This window comes from Pseudomonas sp. P108 (assembly GCF_032613195.1).
Lineage (GTDB): Bacteria > Pseudomonadota > Gammaproteobacteria > Pseudomonadales > Pseudomonadaceae > Aquipseudomonas.
In genome coordinates this window covers 3582398-3601766 of sequence record NZ_CP126691.1, presented here as the reverse complement: position 1 = coordinate 3601766, position 19369 = coordinate 3582398, and the positions used below count along the sequence as shown (strand labels likewise).

The following is a 19369-nucleotide window of genomic DNA, read 5'->3' as shown; positions in this document are numbered from 1 at the left end:
GGGCTGAACCGTCACCGCCTCAGCCCTTTCTAGCAAAGGCCAGACGTTAGCGGTTCAACTGTGCGACAGTCGCCGCCGGGGCAGGTTCACCTTTGGCCGGCATGTCCGGGTTTTCCATGACCTGAAGAATAGAAGCTTCCGGGTCGAAATCGTCTTCTTCCAGTTCGATGAATTCTTCCGGCAGGAAGATGTTCAGCACGATAGCGCACAACGCACCGACGGTGATTGGCGATTCGAAGATGTTGCGCAGCGCTTGCGGCAACTCGCGCAATACTTCCGGCACAGCGGCGATGCCCAGGCCCATGCCCAGCGAAATCGCCACGATCAGCATGTTGCGCCGATGCAGGCCGGCCTCGGCGAGGATCTTGATCCCGGCCACCGCGACGGTGCCGAACATCACCAGTTCAGCGCCGCCGAGTACCGGTTTCGGCATCAACTGCAGCACCGCGCCGATCATCGGGAACAGCCCCAGCAGCACCAGCAAACCGGCAATGAAGAAGGCCACGTAACGGCTGGCCACGCCGGTCAGCTGAATCACGCCGTTGTTCTGCGCGAAGGTCACCATCGGCATGCTGTTGAACACCGCCGCCATCGCCGAGTTGAGGCCGTCGGCGAGCAGGCCGGACTTGATTCGGCGGATGTACAGCGGGCCTTTGACCGGTTGCCGGGAGATCATCGAGTTGGCCGTCAAGTCACCCGCAGCCTCCAGCGGCGACACGAGGAAAATCACCGCCACCGGCACGAACGCCACCCAGTCGAAGTTGAAACCGTACTTGAACGGCACCGGCACGCTGACCAGTGGCACTTCGGGCATCGAGGCGAAATCCACGGTGCCCATCAGCCACGCGACCACATAGCCCAAAGTCAGGCCGATAACGATTGCGCCCAGGCGCAGAAACGGCACGTCGACGCGGTTGAGCACGACAATGGTGCCGATCACCAGCGCTGCCAGGAAGATGTGGCTGGCAGCGCCCAAGTCCGGCGCGCCGAAACCACCGGCAATGTCGGTCATCGCCACTTTGATCAGCGACAGGCCCATCAACGTGATGATGGTGCCGGTGACCACCGGGGTGATCAGCATGCGCAGTTTGCCGATGAACTGGCTCAGCACCACTTCGATGAAGGCGGCGAAAAAGCACACGCCGAAGATCGTCGAGAGGATTTCATCGGTGCCGCCACCGCGCGCCTTGACCATGAAACCGGCGCTGAGAATCACGCTGATAAAGGAAAAACTGGTGCCTTGCAGGCACAACAATCCCGAACCGACCGGGCCGAAGCGCTTGGCCTGGGCGAAAGTACCGAGGCCGGAGACGAACAGCGCCATGCTGATCAGGTAAGGAATTTCACTTTGCAGACCGAGGGCGCCGCCCATGATCAGGGTCGGGGTGATGATACCGACGAAGCTGGCCAGCACGTGTTGCAGTGCGGCAAACACGGTGGCAGTCAGGTGCGGGCGGTCGTTGAGGCCGTAGATCAGGTCGTTGTTGCGCGGGGCTTTTTCAGAGGCGGTCATGGTGTTTTGCGCGCCGCAAGGCGGGGCCGGGTCAGAAAATGGAGGCGCAGGATGCCGGAAGAGGGCGGCGAGGGCAACGAGCAATAACTGCCTGAAAGGTCAGGTTTTATTGGTCGCTATCGGCAAACGCCCGTGTAGGAGCTGTCGAGTGAAACGAGGCTGCGATCTTTGAAGATCAAAAGATCGCGGCCTGTGGCAGCTCCTACGCGAGATTGAATGCGGCCAGTAAATCCTCTTCAAAAGCCTTTTGCGCATCCCCCGGCACCTGCGCCCGATGCCGGGCCAGATGAAACGCCACATCAAAACTCAATTCGCCTTCACGCACGGGCCGCAGCAACCCCTTTTCCTGCCAGCTCCGCGCATAGTGATCGGGCAGATAGCCGACGTGTTTGCCGGACAGGATAAACGTCAGCGTGCCTTCGACCTGCTCCGATCGCGCCGAGCAGAGCTTGCCCTGAAACGGCTCGTCACTGCGGAAAAAACGATAGGGGTGATCGACCCGGTCGCAGGCCTGCAACGCGGCGTCGCTGGGCGTCTCGTCGTTAAACAATGGATGGCCGGCGGCGCAGTACAAATGCTGGGTTTCGCTGAACAACTGCTGATAGTCGAAGGCACTTTGCACTTGCGAGAAATAACCGATGGCCAGATCCAGCCGCTGTTGCAGCAGCAGCCGTTCCATTTCGCCGGGCATGGCACTGATCAGCTCGATACGCACCGACTCATCGCGCTCGCGAAAACGTCGGATCGCCGCAGCTACCCTTTGCAGCACCGATTGATCGACCGACTCGGAAATCCCCAGGCGCACTTCGCCGATCAAGCGTCCGGCGACGCCGTTGGATTGATGGCGGAAGGTTTCGATCGATTCAAACAACGTGCGCACCGCGATCAGCAACTGCTCGCCCTTGGGCGTAACGCTGAAGCCAGCCTTGCCACGGCTGCACAAACGGTAGCCGAGGCGGGTTTCCAGTTTGGCCATTTGCTGGCTGATGCTCGACTGGCTCAGGCCCAGATCACCCTGGGCAGCGCTGAAGCCGCCACACTCCACCACTCGCACAAACAGGCGCAACAGTTGCAAATCGACGTCGTGCAGTTGACCCAACATCACATTACTCCGGCGTAAAGTCAGGATGATTATTCGGCTATTTTTCTAATGTATCCGACGGCGCATCCTGCAACCACTTCCTCCGGTCAGGTGTTCGTCATGGCTCCCGTGTTCAAGCTGTGTTTCCCCGTGCTGCTGTTGTCCGTGGCTGTTCAGGCTCAGGCCGAGGACAAGACCCTCAATCTCTATAGCTGGGCCGACTACGTGCCGCCGTCAACCCTGCAACGGTTCGAGCAGAAAACCGGCATTCATGTGCGTTATGACACGTTCGATACCTCCGAGGTGCTGGAAACCAGGTTGCTCACTGGCGGCAGCGGGTATGACGTGGTGGTGCCGTCGTCCAGCGTGCTGGCGCGGGGGCTGGCGGCCGGCGCGTTGAAGGAAATCCCTCACGAGGGGCTTAAGGGCTACGCCAATCTTGATCCGGATTTGCTGGAGAAAATGGCCGCCGTCGACCCCGGCAATCGCTATGGCGTGCCGTATACCTGGGGCACGTTGGGGCTGGGCATGAATGTCGAGGCGGTGAAGCAGCGTCTGCCTGATGTGCCGCTGAACAGCCTCGACCTGCTGTTCAAACCGCAGAACGCCAGCAAGCTCAAGGACTGCGGCATCGCCATTCTCGATTCGCCGCAGGAGGTCATTGGTCTGGCCCTGCATTACTTGGGCAAGGATCCCTACAGCACCGACAAGAACGATCTGGCTGCCGCCGAAGCGTTGTTGCAGCAACTCCAGCCGTCGGTGCTCTACGTTGCCACCGGCCGGCAGATCAATGATCTGGCCAGCGGCAACGTGTGCCTCGCGCTGACCTACAACGGCGACGCGAGCATGGCCGCAGATCAGGCGCGCAAAGCCAATAAAGCGTTCGAAGTGGCGTACCGCATTCCCAAGGAAGGCACGCTGGTATGGCAGGACAATCTGGCCATCCCCCAAGACGCGCCGCACCCCGAGGCCGCACGGGCGTTCATCGAGTTCATGCTGCGCCCCGACTCGGTGGCCGAACTGACCAATACCTTGTTCTTTGCCACCGCCAACCGGGCCGCCACGCCATTGGTGGACGAGGCGGTGCGCAACGATCCCGACATCTATCCGCCGAGCGACGTGCGTGCGCGGCTCTACGCCGATCGCAGCATGAGCCTCAAGGACATGCGCCAGCGCACGCGTCTGTGGACCACTTTCCGTAGCCATCAATAACAACAGGAGCACCACGATGGATGTGCCCATGCAAAACGATCAGGCGATGACCCGCGACAGCCTCTACGGCACCGCCGCCGAAAGCACCTACGCCGGCATCACCAGTTTCATGCGCCGGCGCTACAGCCGTGACTTGCGCGGCGTCGATGTCGCGGTCAGCGGCGTGCCGTTCGACACCGCTACCAGCAACCGCCCCGGCGCTCGTTTCGGGCCACGGGGGATTCGTGCGGCTTCCACCGGGATCGCCTGGGAACGTCACTGGCCATGGACGTTCGATCCGTTTGATCATTTGGCTGTCATCGATTACGGCGACTGCGACTTCGATTACGGCTCACCCCACAGCATCCCGGAAAGCATCGAAGCCCACGCCGAGCAGATTCTCAACGCCGGCAGCGCGATGCTGACGTTTGGCGGTGATCACTTCATCAGCTACCCGTTGCTGAAAGCGCATGCACGCAAGCACGGCACGCTGTCGCTGATCCACTTCGATGCGCACAGCGACACCTGGCCGGACGAGGAGGGCAAGCGGGTCGACCATGGCACGATGTTCTGGCACGCCGCTCGCGAAGGGTTGGTTGATCCGGCGCGCTCGGTGCAGATCGGTTTGCGCACCACCAATGACGATCACATGGGTTTCCAGGTGCTGGATGCGCGGCAGGTCCATCGGCGGGGCTGTGAGGCGATTGTCGAAGCGATTCGCGCGCGGGTGGGCGATAACCCGGTGTATCTGACGTTCGACATCGATTGCCTGGATCCGGCGTTTGCACCCGGAACCGGAACGCCTGTCTGCGGCGGTTTGAGCACCGTACAAGCGCTGGAAATTCTCGGTGGTTTGCGTGGGATCAATCTGGTCGGGATGGACCTGGTGGAAGTCGCCCCGGCCTACGACCACGCCGATGTCACCTCATTGGCCGCCGCGACACTGGCGATGGAAATGCTCTGCCTCTACGCCGCCCGCCACAAGGTCGATCGCTAAACCGGCCGCCAATGATCGTTCCCACGCTCTGCGTGGGAATGCAGCCTGGGACGCTCCGCGTCCCCTCTAGGGCCGAACGCGGAGCGTCCGTTGAGGCATTCCCACGCGGGAGCGTGGGAACGATTATCCCGTGGCGACGCGAGGCGGGTCAGGCTACCGGGATGATCGGCAGGTCCAACGTTTGCGGACCGGTAAAGCGAGGCGCGGCACTGGTAATCGTCTCGTGCGGTACACCCGCCGGCACGACGCTGATTTCATCAAGGCGCGCCAAGTGCTGTTCGCTCAGTTGCACGTCGAGTGCGCCAAGGGTGGCGTCCAGTTGTTCGCGGGTGCGCGAGCCGAGGATCGGGATCAGTGCAGTCGTCGAACGGCGGGCTTTTTCGCGCAACCAGGCGATGGCGACGTGCGTCGGGCTGGCGCCGATTTCTGCGGCCACCGCCAGCAACGTATCGAGCAGGGCGGTTTCGCGGGCGCTTTTTTCCGCATGCACCAGCATGCCGAGTTTGCTCGCACGGTTATTGTCATCGCCGCCGCGATATTTGCCCGTGAGGAACCCACCCGCCAAGGGTGACCACAGGGTTGCCGCCAGTCCAAGTGCTTCGGCCATTGGCAGTAACTCGCGCTCGGCGCTGCGTTCAGCGAGGCTGTATTCGACCTGTATCGCGACTATCGGCGCAAAGCCGCGCAGCTCCGCCAACACGTCAGCGCGGGAAACGCGCCACGCCGGGAAGTTCGACAAACCGGCATAGTGGATTTTGCCCGCGCGCACCAGATCATCAAAACCGCGGAGAATTTCTTCCATCGGCGTCACGCCATCGGTCACGTGCGCCCAGAACAGATCAATGTGATCGGTGTTCAAGCGTTTAAGGCTTTCTTCTACCGCGCGAACCATGTTTTTCCGGCTGTTGCCGGTGTGGGAAATGCCGTCGGCCGGGGTCGTGCCCATGCTGTATTTGGTGGCGATCACCAGGCGATCGCGCTCCGGGGCAATGAATTCACTGAGCATCGATTCCGACTGTCCGCCCTGATAACCATTGGCGGTATCAATGAAATTGCCGCCGGCATCGAGGAAGCCATCAAAGATGCGCTTGGCTTCGTCACGTTCGGCGCCGTGGCCCCAACCGGTGCCGAAATTGCCGGCGCCCAGCGCCAGTTCAGAAACACGCAGACCGGTTTTGCGACCAAAAACCTTGTAATGCATGGCAACGCCCTCGGTGGAAATTCATCAGTTGTAAAAATTACGCTCGAAATATTTGGTCAATATGATGTCGATAATATTCACTGTCAAGACGCTTGCCGCTCAACGGTAAAACCAGCTCATCAGCCTCGCTACGCTCCTGCCATTTTCTGACACCAGCCTCTGCTAAGCTGCGAGCACTTTTCCCTGTTGAGCCTGGCCATCGTGTCGCGTACCACTCGTCTTTTGACTTTGCTGCAAGTGCTGCGCGGCAAGAAACGCCCGGTCACGGCGGCAATCCTCGCCGCCGAGCTGGAAGTGTCCGAGCGTACGCTCTATCGCGATATCGCTGAACTGACTGCCCTCGGCGCGCCGATCCGTGGCGAGGCGGGGATCGGTTATGTGCTGCGCAGCGGCCTGTTTCTGCCGCCGCTGATGCTCAACGCCGAAGAGACCGAAGCCATCGTCCTCGGTTTGCGCTACGTCGATCAGCGCGGTGACGAAGTCCTCGGCAAAGCGGCGGCGGATGCGCTGGCGAAAATTGCCGCCGTGCTCGATCCGCAGGCCCAGGAAGCGCTGCGTAATCCCACGGTGATGCCGGGGCCGCCGGGCTATGGTTTTCCGCAAAACGCCGTGCCGTTGAATGTGTTTCGCCACGCCATCCGCGACCAGGCCAAACTGCACATCGATTACGCCGACGCGCAACAGGTGCCCAGTCAGCGGCTGATCTGGCCATTGGCGCTGGGCTTTCTCAATGAGGTGCGGATCATCGTTGCGTGGTGCGAATTGCGCGGCGCCTACCGTACATTTCGCACTGACCGGATCAGCGCCGCCAGGCGTCAGGGTGATGGTTATCCGGGGCGCCGCAGCGACTGGTTGCGCACCTGGCGCGAGCAGATGCAACTGGATGAAAGCGGGCGATTCACTCCTGACAAAAACTGACGCAACGCTGCTTTACGATGACGGCAGAACCACACAAAAGGAGCTGCAATCATGTCTCATCCCGCCTCTACACTGGCCCCGGCCATCGCTGCGTATATCGATGCGGCCAACGCACGTGACACCTCGCGGGTCGCCAGTTTTTTTGCCGAGGATGCCAACGTGTTCGACGAGGGCCAGCATCAGGTCGGCCCGCACGCCATTGCACAATGGATGCAAGACACCGGGCAACGCTATCAGCCTCGGGTCGAAGTGCTGGAGGTCCAGCAACGCACCGGCAAAGTGCTGGTGCACGGACTGATTTCCGGGACATTTCCCGGCAGCCCGGCCCAGCTGCGTTATACGTTCCGCTTGAACGAGCAGGGGAAAATCGCCCGCCTGGATATTTCCCTGTAAGCATCGTGGCATACTGCCGCGCATGACTTTCGACTCCCCCCTCAGCGCCTGGCAACACGCCGTTCAACACAAAGGCTTCATCCAGGATGAAGCCCAGGAACACGCGGTCTGGGCGCTGCAAAAATGCCACGAAGCCCTGCACGCCGGTGCCCGTTCGGTCACCGGCGTTTATCTGTGGGGGCCGGTCGGGCGTGGCAAGACCTGGCTGATGGATCAGTTCTATCAGAGCCTGCGGGTGCCGGCGCGACGCCAACACTTTCATCACTTCATGGGCTGGGTGCATCAGCGCTCGTTCCAGTTGACCGGGATTGCCGATCCGTTGCGCGTGCTGGCCAAAGAGCTGGCGGCGGAGGTGCGGGTGCTGTGCTTCGATGAGCTGTTCGTCAACGACATCGGTGACGCGATCATTCTTGGTCGGCTGTTTCAGGTGATGTTCGACGAAGGCGTGGTCATCGTGTGCACGTCCAATCTGCCGCCGGATGATCTGTACGCCGACGGCTTCAACCGCGACCGTTTTGTCCCGGCGATTGCCGCGATCAAGGCGCATATGCAGGTGGTCGCGGTGAATGGTGCCGAGGATCATCGACTGCATCCGGGCGCAGGTCTGCAACGTTACTTTGTGGCCACGTCCTCGCTCAGTGCGCTGGACGAAGTGTTTCAGGCTTTGACCGCCGGGCAACCGGCCAGCCGCGAACCGGTGTCGGTCGGGCATCGCCAGTTGAACGTGGTGCAGGCCAGTGAAGCGGTGTTGTGGTGTCGCTATGCGGATCTCTGCGAGCAACCGTTCGCCGCCATGGATTTCATCGCACTGTGCGACCGTTACACGGCTATTCTGTTGAGCGAAGTACCCAATCTCAGCGCACAGAAACGCGAAGGGCGCATCGCGCGTGGCACCGAAGACGGCGCGCAGCGGGTGGTGGCGGGTGACCGTGAGTTGCCGCAACTGTCGGTCCACGACGACGGCGTGCGACGTTTCATTGCGCTGGTCGACGAGTGCTATGACCGCAAGGTGCCGCTGTACATCGAGGCGCAAGTGCCAATGGCTGCGCTGTACACCGAGGGTTATCTGGAATTCCCGTTCCGCCGCACCCTCAGTCGCTTGCAGGAGATGCAGCTGCAGCGCTTTGCCGAAGCTTGAGTGAAGAGGGTGCCGACATGAGCCAACCGCTTTCCCATCATCTGCTGACGATGGCTTACCAGAATGCCTGGGCCAATCATCGTCTGGCCAAGGCCTGGAGCCAGCTCGAAGCGGCAGATCTGGCCGCGCCTCGGGTGAGTTTTTTTCCGAGCATTCGTCTGACCCTCAATCACATCCTCACCTGCGACTGGTTCTACGTCGATGCACTGGAACGCGAGTTGCGTGGGGACGAGCCGCATCCCGACTGCTATGTGTTTTTCAATGCGGATGAGCCATTTACCGACGGCCCACCACTGCGCGAAGAGCAGGCCCACGTTGATCGGCGCCTGATCGCCTATTGCGAGCAACTGTGCGATGCCGATCTGGGCCGAATCGTCACCATCGCCCGCGACACGCCGCAGCACGACAGCCGTTTGCGCATGCTTTCGCACCTGTTCGAGCATCAGCTTCATCACCGCGGCCAGGTGCACGCGATGCTCAGCGACACGTCGGTGAAACCGCCGCAACTGGATGAGTTCTTCTGTGTCGGCGAAAGTGCTCTGCGTGCCGAAGATTTCGCCGAACTCGGCTGGACCGAGGAACTGATCTGGGGGCACTGACCAAGCAAAGGATCGCAACCTTCGGCAGCTCCTGCATCTGATTACCTGCAGGAGCTGCCGAAGGCTGCGATCTTGCGGGTTGCCCGCCGGATCATCCCCGCGCTAAGGTCAGACAGCCTTTCAGTGCGCACTTTGCGTGATGGGGCTTTTGTGTGTTCGGGGATGGAAATGGATTCCACAGAGATTCTTGTACTTCAAGCCAGCTACAGCAATCCAACGCACGCCGAGGCCATCGGTATTGTGCTCAATCATTATGCTGAAGACCCTATGGGCGGCGGTCATTCGCTTGACTCTGATCTGCTGCGTCGTCTGCCTGAAGAACTGGCCCGGCGACCGCATGCGTTCAGCGTGCTGGCCTTTGTCGGTGGCGAGCCGGCGGGGCTGGTGAACTGCTTTGAAGGGTTTTCCACGTTTGCCTGCAAACCGCTGGTCAACGTTCACGACGTGGCGGTGGTGGGCCAGTTTCGTGGCCTCGGACTGAGCCAGAAAATGCTGCAAAAAGTCGAGGAAATTGCCCGCCAGCGTGGCTGCTGCAAGATTACCCTCGAAGTGCTGGAAGGCAACGCCGTCGCGCAGAATGCTTACGGCAAATTCGGCTTCGCGCCAGGCATGTTCGACCCGAATTACGGGCGCATGCTGTTCTGGATCAAGAATTTGCAAGCCTGAAAGCCCCTCACCCTAACCCTCTCCCGGAGGGAGAGGGGACTGACCGAGGTGATGGGTCGAGGTACGCCGACCTGAAACATCGAGCCGCACTCAGGTTTGAAAAGCCCACAAATCAAACGCCAAACCTGCCTACAGGCAAACGGCGATCCTGAAAACACCACAACACAGCTCCCTCTCCCTCTCCCTCTCCCTCTCCCTCGGGAGAGGGCTGGGGTGAGGGGCGAATTCACCACAAGTCGAAAGCCGGACACCCATTCCTGATTAATCAACAGAATGAACACAAAAAAAAGGCGCCCCAATCAGGGCGCCCAACTGTCTTCTCCCAGGCCAGAGCGGAGCCACGGGAGGTCCATCGGTTGCTCGGTCAATCTCAGTCGCGATAGGACTCGGTCACTTGCGCGGTCTGGTCGGCAGGAACGCGAATTTCTTTCGCGTTGGCGTCGCTCTGCTGCGCGCTCTGGGCGTGGTGAACCGGGAAGTTGTCGTAGTAATACCGCATGCGCTCAGCGCCGCCTTCGGCGAAGACGCTGGCAGAACCCAGGGCAAACAGCCCGGCAAGGATTACGGTAGCGATTTTCATGGTGCCTCCTACTGAACAAGTGGGAGCCGTTTCATCCATGAATCAGAACTCGAGAGGAGTCTCTCCCGTGTGAATTAACACGGGGTTAACGCTCGTTCAGTGTAGGTTTTGCAGCAGGTTGCAGAGCGATATCTGACAGACGCGGCACCCATCGACCCAGGCGCACCGCGTCAGAGGGGGGCGGGTCAGAGCTTCCAGTCGAGACTCACCGTTAGCGTGCGCGGATCTCCCCAATACACGCCGTCGTAGAAGCCGACGTTGTCGTAATATTTCTTGTCGAACAGATTGTTGACGTTCAGCGATGCTGACAGGTGCCTGTCGAACTCATACCGCGACATCAGGTTGACCACGGTGTAGCCGCTCTGGTTGATGCGTGTCTCTTCGGTGTCGAGGCCAACCGGTCGGGGCGCGGTGCCATACATATCGCTTTGCCAGTTCACCGCGCCGCCCACGGTCAGCGCCTGCCATTCGCCCGGCAGACGATACGCGGTGGACACACGCAACAGGTTCATGGGCTGATTGGTGTTGGTGCGCTCGCTTTCGCCGTCGACCGAGTGTGTGTAGGTGTATCCGGCAGTCATGTTCCAGCCACGAAGAATTTCCCCGGACACTTCAGCTTCAAAGCCGTTGACCTTGTTGCCCTTGCCACCGGACTTGTAGAACTGTTCGCGGGTAACCGGATCCGCCGGCACCGAATTGTCCACTTCAGCAACATTATCCTGCTTGCTCCAGAACAGCGCCGTGGACAGATTCAGGCGTTCCTCGAGCAAACTGCCCTTGAGGCCCAGCTCATAGTTTTTACCCACCACCGGGTCGATGTACTTGCGATTCTTGTCGCGATTGCCCTGGGGTTTGAAGATGTCGGTGTAACTCACGTACACCGTGTATTCCGGGGTCAGGTCATATAGCAGCCCGGCGTAAGGCGTCCAGACGTCATTCTGTTTCTGGCTGGTGTAATCGACTTTGGTCAGCTGTCGATTGGCGTTGTAGCTGTTGGTGGTGCTGGAGGCTTGCCAGCTGCCGTAGCGACTGCCCAGCACCGCGTGCAGTTCATCGGTCAGGCTCAGGCGCGTGGCGATGTATCCGGCTTTCTGCCGGGTATCGTCCTTGGCGCCGGTGAGATCGGTGACGGTGTCACTGAATTTGGCGATATCGCCCATGTATTTCCAGTCCCGAATAGTCCCGTAACCTCTGGGGCGTGGGCTGGCGATGGTGTACGGAGAGTTCGAGCGGCGCTCGGCCTCGCCGTAGCCGAACATCATTTCGTGCTCGCGGCCCAGCAGCGAGTAGGGGCCGGAGACATTGAAGTCATACGCCTGCATTTTCTGCGTGCCGATCATGTGCGAGGTGTAGGCGCTCATGCCGCTGCGGTCGGGCTCGGGATATCCGGTGCCAGCGTAATAGACCTTGCCGTCGGTATTGCTGTCGCGGTGGGTGTACGCCGCTTTCAGGCGCCAGCCGCCGGCCAGTTGCTGATCGAGAGTAGCGAACGCGGTTTTGTCCTGCAGCGGCCAGGAACTCCACGACGTCGCCATGTTGGTCGAACGTCCCAGACCGGCCTTGCTGCCATCGGCATTCCAGTAGGGCACGGTGCCCCAGGACGAACCTTGCACATGCTTGTTCTGATAGTCGTAACCGACCGCCAGCACGGTGGAATCGGTCAGATCCGCCTCGAGCACGCCATATCCGACTTCCCGTTGCAGCGCGTACTTGTCTTTGATCGACTGGTTGTCGCGATAGGCCAGCACGGTGTGTCCGCGAAGACGACCGTCGAAAGCCAACGGCCCGCCGACATCGACGTAGCTGTAGTAATTGTCGTAACTGCCACCACTGACCCCGGCCAGCGCTTGCCATTGCGCGGTCGGGCGTTTGCGCACCATGTTGATGGTCGCCGACGGATCACCCGCACCTGTGGTCAACCCGGTGGCGCCGCGCACCACCTCGATGCGGTCGTAAATAATCGTGTCGGAATCGGACTTCATGCGATCGAAGGTGTTGAGCATCCCGTCGATCTGGAAGTTGTTGATCGCATAACCGCGCGACGAATAGCTGACCCGATCGGAATCCAGATGCTGCACCACAATGCCCGTGGTCTGGCGCATGGCCTCGGACAATGTACCGAGTTTGAAATCATCCATCTGCTGACGTGTGATCACCGAGACAGATTGCGGAGTTTCCTTGATCGACAGGTTCAGGCGAGTAGCGGTGCTCATCGCGCCGGTGGTGTAGGACTCGGTGTTTTCGGTGGTCGTGCCCAAGCCTTGCGCACTGACGTTGGTCTCGGCCAGCTCCAGCGCTGTGTTGCTGGGTTTCAGCGGCTTTTCGGTTTCGGTTTCAGCCAGCAGACCGGCGCTGAAGGCAGCGCTGCACAGGCCGAGGGTGAGGGTCATGGAACGGGTAATGGGCGCGAACATCGCAGCCGACTCCTTGTCTTCGAGGGAAAAAATCCGTTTGTTCAAAGACGAGGCGTGGGGCGGGGATTTAGTATCAAACGAGAAATATTGTTATTTGAAAGTGTTTCAGCGGTTGGCTCGACCACGGTTCAAACGTAAAAGATCGCAGCATTCGGCAGCGCCTGCACCGATCCCTGTAGGAGCTGCCGAAGGCTGCGATCTTTTGATCTTGCCGATATCAGACCCGCAAACGAATCTGCCGGCCCAGCACATCCATCACGTCACAGCCATCACGCAACAACATCGCCGCTGCATGGGCCAGTTGCTGCACATCGGCGCCTTTGGCGGACGAGATATCCAGACTGGCCAGACTTTCCATCATCTGCGTCACCGCCAAAAAGCGACTGGCCGCGCTAGCGTGCAAGACATCCAGTGGTGCTTCGGTGGAGACCAGTAACACCGGAATGCTGTCCTCGTTGTGGGTCATCGAAAGGTGCGCTTTCATACGTCACCTCTGGTCTGAGCGGCATGCTGACCGGCGATGGAAGCCAGGACCAGTGCGCGGGCGTTGGCGAGCATTTGCTGGCTGGCCCAGCGCAGTGAGCTGCTGTGATCCGGGCGAGCGACGCTAGGGGCTTGGTGAGCGAGGGCTTCGGCGCAGTTGAGGTAGACGGCCGCGTGTTCGAGGGCATCGAGGAGCGAGAGGTCGGGACGGACGCGGAAAGGGTGGTGAGCGACGTGGTCGCAGGGAGTCGAGGCTGTGTTTGCTTGCTTCATAAGTGAGGTATCTCTTTCAGAGTTAAAGAGAGCTGCCACTTGATCGCCGTCAAACGAATGGGTGGCAACTGTGCGCAGGTTGACGGACCGGTCCTCACAAACCCGGCGCATCCGAAGATGCCCCACACACAGTCACCATAGGCAATGAGCGGGCACAAAAGTGCACGAGCAGAGAAAGGCTATGCGCGTAGTAAGGAAGTCCGAGCCGTCAAACCCGATCACGAATGAGTCGTGACAGGCGCGAGGATAGGGAGTGAGAGCAGGTCAGTCAACCGCTGCAATCTTCCGGAATTTGCCGGGCTTTCTTGTAGGAGAAAGGCTACTCGCGATGACCATTGATGAGCGCCCAATGATGCTGAATATCGCAGAGCCCACGTCGACAAAATGGTGAGGTGTCATCAATTGATGTTCCACCAGCCTGGGACGTAGACGCTGTATTCAGTCTCTGGAATATTTTGATCGTGTTGGTCTGACGAGGCGCATCGGTGAATCGCGTCAGATCCGCTAAGAAAACGCGCTGACCCACGTCGACGCACAATGATTTAAAGGAAGGCAATCGCGCCCGGTGGCGCGGCCGGGCTTCAAACCCGGTCGGGCAGGGCATCCGTTCCCGGTCAGGTTCGACTCCGGCTGCCTTCCGCCAGCTCTCAAAAAACAAAAGATCGCAGCATTCGGTAGCGCCTACACGAGTATTTGTAGGAGCTGCCGAAGGCTGCGATCTTTTAATCCGGAATGCTGGAAAAACGTAGTCTGGCCCCGTTTAGTCCCGTCCCGTTTAGTCCCGTTTAGTCCCGTTTAGTCGCCCCGTTTAGTCTCGCTTTTCCTGCTAATTCCGCTGCCTTAATATGATAGAACCATTTTTATTTGCTCGTCCTAAGACCGTTAGATTCACATGAGGTAAATTGCCCGCAAGGCAGGCCAGGTTCCACCGCCACTGCTCCCATTTACATGCATCCAGTACCCTTGGTACACAAAGCCCGGTCCCCATTGCTCTGGACGCGTTGATAAGAAGGACCCAACAGTCACTTCCCAGAACTGTTTGGGATAACCGTCGTTGATGAGGTTGCCAGTGTAGAAACGCTCTATAATATTTGAAGCGTAGGGGAGCTGGAGGGGGTAGTACGCATGACTCAACGCTGTAATGATTTTTATTATTTCCGCAGCGTTTTTATAGTCGATCATAGTTCCCCCCACGGCGCTTATGCCAGCCGTGGCGGCCATAGACGTTGGAAAGGTCTGCGCAGTTATTGCTAGCTCATAAACATTGGATGTCCTCACCTCGAAACTTATGACCACATTCATGGAATCTTTAACAGAGATTATTGTTTCGCCATTCCCGGTGCTACGGACAACACCTCTATCATCGACTGAAGCAATGGTTGGGTCTTCTGATTCGTATGTGTAGGGAGGAGTTCCTCCGCACGCGGCTCTACGCTCTATCGTCCCAATAGAATCGGCGGTTCGCGACCAGCGATTTTGCGGATCAGTCAAGACTACATTAGTACCATCCAAAATAAGGGGAGTGGTGTCGATGCAAAGTTTCGGCGTGGCCATGATGGTGTATCTCCTGATGGGGGCGGTCACTGCTTGATTTTCGTTGGTACTACTGTCGTAGCTGATTTTGAATTCAATCCTTAACTCGGAGCCGCCCTTCAGTGTGCGCAGTTCCTCAACAGGGGCCAGTGGCAACAAACCATTCAGGTCGCCAAACTCCACAGTGACGCCGTCATAAAACAGTCGCTCATACGGATTGTCGTCCTCATCGATTCCGCTGTAGCGCAGCCAGACTTTCTGGCCGACGGCAATCAGCGGCCACTTGGCGATGCGCGTGCGAGCATCGTCGGCAAGATCGGTGAGATCCAGCTCCTCGTCGGGAGCTCGATCGATGGTCGGGGTCGGCAGTTCGGCATCTTCCTCCGGGATCGCCTGCACGTTGAGAACAAACTCCCCCGACTTCGTCGACGCACCGTTACGAATTACGGTGTAGAACACTACCACCGCCTTGCCCAAGTTGAAGGCCACCACCGAGTTGGGAATGGGAATCTCCTTGATGCCCACTGTGCCCACCGGCACAGCTGTCGAGGTGTGCGAGCCGCCGGCCGGAGTGCCGTCTGCACCGGTCCAAGTCACGCTGATCTGGTCGGTTCCGTCCATGCCGGCGTAGTGCGGTACCACCACGGTCAAACTGTTCTTGGCGGCGATCGGATCCAGGCTGTTGCTGCCGGCGGCTTCCTTGATGGAAGGTTTGAGCGGTGTCGGCAAGGCCTTGATTTTGTACGTCTTCACCGGCGCATCAATCGCCTCGGCTTCCTCACGACTCAACGTCAACGCCGCTTTGAAATACAACTCCAGCCGACTGCCATCCGCCAGGTCCTTGATGGCGTTGTACGCCAGCGTATGTGTGTATTGACCGCTGTTGAACCAGTTTTGATTAACGTAGGAAGACGGCCACGGCCATACCACGTGATGGAAGGCATCGCCGTTACTCTTCGTACCTTTGAAGTTCAGTCCTACCCGATGATTGGCGGCTATAAACGCCCAGACGCCAGCGAGAATCGTTGCGCCCAACGTCACCTTCGCCAGATCCAGCACCGTGCCCTCGGCTTGTTCAATGCTGATTTTGTCCAGCTCTGTCGCAGGCAGCGGCGTGACGCTGACGGTCAAAGGCAAAGATGGAGTTGTCTGGCCTGCGGTGACTTCGTAGCTGAGTGTGAAGGTTTTGGTTTCATTGCCGATGTTGGCTGCGATGGCTGTGGCGGGAATCAGGAACTCGACGCTGCCGCTGGCGACGCCCGGTTTGGCGGGGATTTCCGGTGAGCCGACGCCGGGTGTCCCGAGCATGCTCAGTTTGATGTTATGTGTTTCGTTCATGCCGGTGTAGGCCACGATCACGCGGGCGCCCGCTTGGGCGTCGAGTGGCGCCAGGGTCACGCTGGCACCATTGCCTGTGGCTTCCGGCATTTGTGGCAACGGTAAAGGATTTTCCAGCGCCACCCCGACACTGAACTCCAACGGCTCGGCATAACTCGTCCGCCCATCCGCACGCTTGATTTCGTACCTAGCGATCACCGTCCCGCCTTCATTGCCCTTGATCTCCTCGGCCGGGATGGTGAACGGCACTTGCTTACCGGCGGTGAATTCGTTCAGCTTGATCGAATCGGGGTATTCGCCGGTGATCGAGCCGATCCAGAACATGAAGACTTCATCGCCTTTGACCGTTTCGGTGTACGGCACCGTCAGGGTTGTGCCGGCGGTGTCGGCAGGCAGAACCCCGTCGACCACGCCAGCCACCACCGGTTCAGGCAGTTCCAGGCGCGGTTCGCCGACTTGCAGTATGTCGGTGTGGATCGACTCGCGAATGGCGCGGGTGGCTGCGTACTTGTCCAGCGTGGCGAGTACCGCATCCGCGATCAGTTGCTGGTAGTAGAACTCCGCCGTGCCACCGTTGACCGGGGCCAGGTGTTTGCCGTCGATGCTGTACGCCAGCGGTGCCTCCGCGATGATGTCGTTGCGTGTGATGAGGCGCGCCGGCAGAACAGGCAGGTACGGCTTCAGACCGGGGGTGGTGCCCAGCATGATTGGCTGGAGAACCTGTCCTTCGGCAAAGGATTTGTCGAATGGAATCTCCAGGCGTATCTGGGCCAGCGTCGGGTCCAGCGCCCCGGAGTCCTCGTCCAGCATGATCGGCGCGGCCAGCCGCTGGACTTCGCCGATGGCGCGGATGAACTGGGTTTTGGCACGTAGATCAGCAGAGCCATCGGCCTTTTTCAGGCGATAGGACAGGGCGATCTGGCTTTTTGCCAATTGGCGCAGGAGGCTATTGGCGATTTTGGTTTCATGGGTGGTCGGCACGCTGACCAAGGCTTCACCCAGCACTTCAATATCAACCGGCGGGCCTTCTTGTGGTGTTCCCTTGATTGTCAGGATGGGGATGTCGCCGACCTTGAACGAGGAGCCTAACACCCAGACCTGCGCTGTGCCGTCGGCGTCGCCCAGTTTGTCGACGTCCAGCACATTGTTCAGCGCTTCCTTGAGCAATGGCGCGACCAAGCGCGTTGTGTCCACTGCCACCAACACCCGTTGTTCGACACTCCAGTCCGACGATCGATTGTCGACCAGATCGTAAACCTCGAAAACCACAGCCAGACCCGAGTCGTCGGAGTCGCCGGCCTTGCGGATTTTGCCTTCCTCGATCTTCACGGTGATTGAGTCCGTGCCATCAGCCTGCGCTTGGGTCAGCGGGGCGCTGAGTACAAATACGCCGCCCCAGCTAACCCGGATCACATCGCCGGCCGCGGCGAATGGATAGGGTGGCTCGCCATCGGCGTTGCCGATGGTGATCAGTACGCCAGCGGCGACGTTATCCTCGTCGATACCCCCCTTGAGAATCTCCTCAGGGATGGTCATGACCAGATCCGGATGCCCCGGCTCTTCGCTATGATCCTCGCCACCTGGGCGGGTGAGCTTGACCAGCACCTGCATCTCTAGCGAATGTTCGGCCGTCCCGCCCTGCCGGGTAACGCTGTAGGACAAGGTGTATGTGCCCTCGGTGATATGCCGCGCCTCCACGAACATTTGCAGCTCGGTGCCGACTTCGTTCTCATCAACGGTTTTTGGCAATATCTCCTGGGTCTTGTCCTTGTAGATCACCAGTTTGTCGAGGCGATTCATCGGCGCCCAAGGCCCGGCCTGGCACAACAGACCCTGACGCGGAAAATTGTCCAGCGCCGCGGCGCGGTTGATGCCCCAGACCTTGGGCGTTTCGGACACTGGCCCGGTACGGCCAGGGATCTTGAGTTCATTGAGGATCAGTGGGGCGTTGTCAGGCTGGTCTTTGGCGGACATGGGAGGGGGACTCCGTGGCGGAAAGTGACGGAGTGATTGAACGGCTAAAAGTTAGTTTGCGCACCTGTCAGATCTGACAGGTGCGGGCTTGAATCCGACGGATGGTGATTTTGGGTGAGGGCGAGTCGATGCTGAAAAAGCCTTGGAGATTGATTGTTCCCACGCGCAGCAAAGGAATGCAGCCCGGTGCGCTCTGCGTCCCTTCCAGAGCCGAACGCGGAGCGTCCGTTGAGGCATTCCCACGCGGGAGCGCGGGAACGATCATCGGTGGGGGGGCGCTATTGGGGTAAATCCAGATTACCCATCACCCGATTCACCGCCAGTTCGCCCAGCATGATCAGTTGCGCGATCCCTGAAAGCGTCCGTCGCTGAAAGTCATTGGCGATGGTTCTGGCGGAGGCGAGGGTTTCGCAGGCATCGGCCAGCAATTCCTCGTTTTTGAAGTCCGCGGTGACGGCGTACATCCGGCGGGTTTTACGGGGTGGCGGCTGTACGCAGGTTAGCGATCCGGGTCACAGAAACCCCGGGTAGACCCGAAGGTCTCCCACGCACAGCCACCATGACGCCAAGTGCAGACAGACAAAGCTGCAATTGAGACTGGGGATTGAGCGTCTGTAAGGTATCGGATCGCTAAACCCGATCGCTGATTCGTCAGCGACCGATCCACGATAAGGCCCAACCCCAAGGCGCACAAACCGGCGGATTCTGGCGTAGCTGTAGGCAATGGCGCAAGGATATGTAGCCTTGAAGACGTGTCTTGAGGTGTCTCTTAAACGCAGGAGTTTAAAAGGCAAAAAGTATCTGGAGTATTTTGATCGCATCGGCGTGACAAGGCGTATCGGTGAATCCCGCTAGATCCGCTCCGACAACGCGCTGGCCCACGCCGACGCACAATGAGTTCAAGGAAGGCAATCGCGCCCGGTGGCGCGGCCGGGCTTCAAACTTGGTTGGGGAGGGCATCCGCTCCTGGGCAGGTTCGACTCCGGCTGCCTTCCGCCAGTTCTTACAAATCAAAAGATCGCAGCCTTCGGCAGCTCCTACTCACATATCTGTAGGAACTGCCGAAGGCTGGTGATC

General features: G+C 59.4%; 16 protein-coding genes, 2 tRNA genes and 2 pseudogenes. 11 read left to right on the top strand and 9 right to left on the bottom strand.

Annotation, left to right across the window (positions count from 1 at the left end):
* Positions 1 to 46: 46 nt before the first annotated feature.
* A complete protein-coding gene (locus tag QOM10_RS15810; RefSeq protein WP_316916461.1) occupies positions 47 to 1513 on the bottom strand; it encodes a nucleobase:cation symporter-2 family protein in 1467 nt (488 codons plus the stop codon).
* Positions 1514 to 1715: 202 nt separating this feature from the next.
* Positions 1716 to 2615: a LysR family transcriptional regulator gene (locus tag QOM10_RS15805; protein WP_316916460.1), complete on the bottom strand. Its 900-nt coding sequence runs from the start codon at positions 2613 to 2615 to the stop codon at positions 1716 to 1718.
* Positions 2616 to 2714: 99 nt separating this feature from the next.
* Between QOM10_RS15805 and QOM10_RS15800 the strand changes: the two genes are divergently transcribed.
* Both QOM10_RS15800 and speB read left to right on the top strand, forming a co-directional pair.
* The gene (locus tag QOM10_RS15800) at positions 2715 to 3806 is read left to right on the top strand and encodes a polyamine ABC transporter substrate-binding protein (RefSeq protein WP_316916459.1); all 1092 of its coding nucleotides are present in this window, start codon (positions 2715 to 2717) and stop codon (positions 3804 to 3806) included.
* A 16-nt stretch (positions 3807 to 3822) separates the two neighbouring features.
* Positions 3823 to 4782, top strand: coding sequence for an agmatinase (gene speB / locus QOM10_RS15795; protein ID WP_316916458.1), 960 nt, complete (start codon positions 3823 to 3825; stop codon positions 4780 to 4782).
* Between the two features lie 148 nt (positions 4783 to 4930).
* On the opposite strand, the gene QOM10_RS15790 is transcribed toward speB, so the two are convergent.
* Complete coding sequence (locus tag QOM10_RS15790) at positions 4931 to 5983, bottom strand: aldo/keto reductase (protein ID WP_316916457.1); 1053 nt, start codon at positions 5981 to 5983, stop codon at positions 4931 to 4933.
* 201 nt (positions 5984 to 6184) lie between these two features.
* Between QOM10_RS15790 and QOM10_RS15785 the strand changes: the two genes are divergently transcribed.
* From QOM10_RS15785 to QOM10_RS15765, 5 genes are all read left to right on the top strand, one after another.
* Positions 6185 to 6901: a YafY family protein gene (locus tag QOM10_RS15785; protein WP_316916456.1), complete on the top strand. Its 717-nt coding sequence runs from the start codon at positions 6185 to 6187 to the stop codon at positions 6899 to 6901.
* A 51-nt stretch (positions 6902 to 6952) separates the two neighbouring features.
* Positions 6953 to 7294: a nuclear transport factor 2 family protein gene (locus QOM10_RS15780; protein ID WP_127927907.1), complete on the top strand. Its 342-nt coding sequence runs from the start codon at positions 6953 to 6955 to the stop codon at positions 7292 to 7294.
* Positions 7295 to 7316: 22 nt separating this feature from the next.
* A complete protein-coding gene (gene zapE, locus QOM10_RS15775; protein ID WP_316916455.1) occupies positions 7317 to 8432 on the top strand; it encodes a cell division protein ZapE in 1116 nt (371 codons plus the stop codon).
* Between the two features lie 17 nt (positions 8433 to 8449).
* On the top strand, positions 8450 to 9031 hold the full coding sequence (locus QOM10_RS15770) for a DinB family protein (RefSeq protein WP_316916454.1): 582 nt from the start codon (positions 8450 to 8452) through the stop codon (positions 9029 to 9031).
* A gap of 168 nt (positions 9032 to 9199) precedes the next feature.
* Positions 9200 to 9697 (top strand): GNAT family N-acetyltransferase, encoded by a 498-nt coding sequence (locus QOM10_RS15765; protein ID WP_150775628.1) that lies wholly within the window; start codon positions 9200 to 9202, stop codon positions 9695 to 9697.
* Between the two features lie 370 nt (positions 9698 to 10067).
* Here QOM10_RS15765 and QOM10_RS15760 read toward each other — a convergent pair whose 3' ends face one another.
* The 4 genes from QOM10_RS15760 to QOM10_RS15745 all read right to left on the bottom strand — a co-directional run bounded on the left by QOM10_RS15760 (position 10068) and on the right by QOM10_RS15745 (position 13447).
* Complete coding sequence (locus QOM10_RS15760; RefSeq protein WP_150649465.1) at positions 10068 to 10277, bottom strand: hypothetical protein; 210 nt, start codon at positions 10275 to 10277, stop codon at positions 10068 to 10070.
* Between the two features lie 185 nt (positions 10278 to 10462).
* Positions 10463 to 12691, bottom strand: coding sequence for a TonB-dependent siderophore receptor (locus QOM10_RS15755; protein ID WP_316916453.1), 2229 nt, complete (start codon positions 12689 to 12691; stop codon positions 10463 to 10465).
* Positions 12692 to 12908: 217 nt separating this feature from the next.
* Complete coding sequence (locus QOM10_RS15750) at positions 12909 to 13175, bottom strand: short-chain dehydrogenase (protein ID WP_150775626.1); 267 nt, start codon at positions 13173 to 13175, stop codon at positions 12909 to 12911.
* Entirely contained in the window at positions 13172 to 13447 is a 276-nt protein-coding gene (locus tag QOM10_RS15745) for a DUF3077 domain-containing protein (RefSeq protein ID WP_316916452.1), read from the bottom strand. The genes QOM10_RS15750 and QOM10_RS15745 overlap by 4 nt, the downstream gene beginning before the upstream one ends.
* A 418-nt stretch (positions 13448 to 13865) precedes the next feature.
* Between QOM10_RS15745 and QOM10_RS15740 the strand changes: the two are divergent.
* Positions 13866 to 13955 (top strand): annotated as a pseudogene (locus tag QOM10_RS15740) (SelB C-terminal domain-containing protein); the annotation flags it as partial.
* A gap of 39 nt (positions 13956 to 13994) precedes the next feature.
* Positions 13995 to 14090 (top strand) — tRNA-Sec (locus QOM10_RS15735).
* A gap of 245 nt (positions 14091 to 14335) precedes the next feature.
* Here QOM10_RS15735 and QOM10_RS15730 read toward each other — a convergent pair.
* Together QOM10_RS15730 and QOM10_RS15725 are read right to left on the bottom strand one after the other, a co-directional pair.
* Positions 14336 to 18292, bottom strand: coding sequence for a hypothetical protein (locus QOM10_RS15730; RefSeq protein WP_316916451.1), 3957 nt, complete (start codon positions 18290 to 18292; stop codon positions 14336 to 14338).
* A 278-nt stretch (positions 18293 to 18570) separates the two neighbouring features.
* A pseudogene (locus tag QOM10_RS15725) lies at positions 18571 to 18804 on the bottom strand (DUF6124 family protein); the annotation flags it as partial.
* A 211-nt stretch (positions 18805 to 19015) separates the two neighbouring features.
* On the opposite strand from QOM10_RS15725, the gene QOM10_RS31325 reads away from it, so the two are divergent.
* Together QOM10_RS31325 and QOM10_RS15720 are read left to right on the top strand one after the other, a co-directional pair.
* Positions 19016 to 19147: a SelB C-terminal domain-containing protein gene (locus QOM10_RS31325; RefSeq protein WP_127927887.1), complete on the top strand. Its 132-nt coding sequence runs from the start codon at positions 19016 to 19018 to the stop codon at positions 19145 to 19147.
* Between the two features lie 48 nt (positions 19148 to 19195).
* Positions 19196 to 19291 (top strand) — tRNA-Sec (locus QOM10_RS15720).
* Positions 19292 to 19369 lie beyond the last annotated feature (78 nt).

Bases quoted from the DNA above. Each gene is read 5' to 3' on its own strand.
- QOM10_RS15810 (WP_316916461.1), bottom strand. From the start codon at position 1,513: ATGACCGCCTCTGAAAAAGCCCCGCGCAACAACGACCTGATCTACGGC.
- QOM10_RS15805 (WP_316916460.1), bottom strand. From the start codon at position 2,615: ATGTTGGGTCAACTGCACGACGTCGATTTGCAACTGTTGCGCCTGTTT.
- QOM10_RS15800 (WP_316916459.1), top strand. From the start codon at position 2,715: ATGGCTCCCGTGTTCAAGCTGTGTTTCCCCGTGCTGCTGTTGTCCGTG.
- speB (WP_316916458.1), top strand. From the start codon at position 3,823: ATGGATGTGCCCATGCAAAACGATCAGGCGATGACCCGCGACAGCCTC.
- QOM10_RS15790 (WP_316916457.1), bottom strand. From the start codon at position 5,983: ATGCATTACAAGGTTTTTGGTCGCAAAACCGGTCTGCGTGTTTCTGAA.
- QOM10_RS15780 (WP_127927907.1), top strand. From the start codon at position 6,953: ATGTCTCATCCCGCCTCTACACTGGCCCCGGCCATCGCTGCGTATATC.
- zapE (WP_316916455.1), top strand. From the start codon at position 7,317: ATGACTTTCGACTCCCCCCTCAGCGCCTGGCAACACGCCGTTCAACAC.
- QOM10_RS15770 (WP_316916454.1), top strand. From the start codon at position 8,450: ATGAGCCAACCGCTTTCCCATCATCTGCTGACGATGGCTTACCAGAAT.
- QOM10_RS15765 (WP_150775628.1), top strand. From the start codon at position 9,200: ATGGATTCCACAGAGATTCTTGTACTTCAAGCCAGCTACAGCAATCCA.
- QOM10_RS15760 (WP_150649465.1), bottom strand. From the start codon at position 10,277: ATGAAAATCGCTACCGTAATCCTTGCCGGGCTGTTTGCCCTGGGTTCT.
- QOM10_RS15755 (WP_316916453.1), bottom strand. From the start codon at position 12,691: ATGTTCGCGCCCATTACCCGTTCCATGACCCTCACCCTCGGCCTGTGC.
- QOM10_RS15750 (WP_150775626.1), bottom strand. From the start codon at position 13,175: ATGAAAGCGCACCTTTCGATGACCCACAACGAGGACAGCATTCCGGTG.
- QOM10_RS15745 (WP_316916452.1), bottom strand. From the start codon at position 13,447: ATGAAGCAAGCAAACACAGCCTCGACTCCCTGCGACCACGTCGCTCAC.
- QOM10_RS15730 (WP_316916451.1), bottom strand. From the start codon at position 18,292: ATGTCCGCCAAAGACCAGCCTGACAACGCCCCACTGATCCTCAATGAA.
- QOM10_RS31325 (WP_127927887.1), top strand. From the start codon at position 19,016: ATGGCGCAAGGATATGTAGCCTTGAAGACGTGTCTTGAGGTGTCTCTT.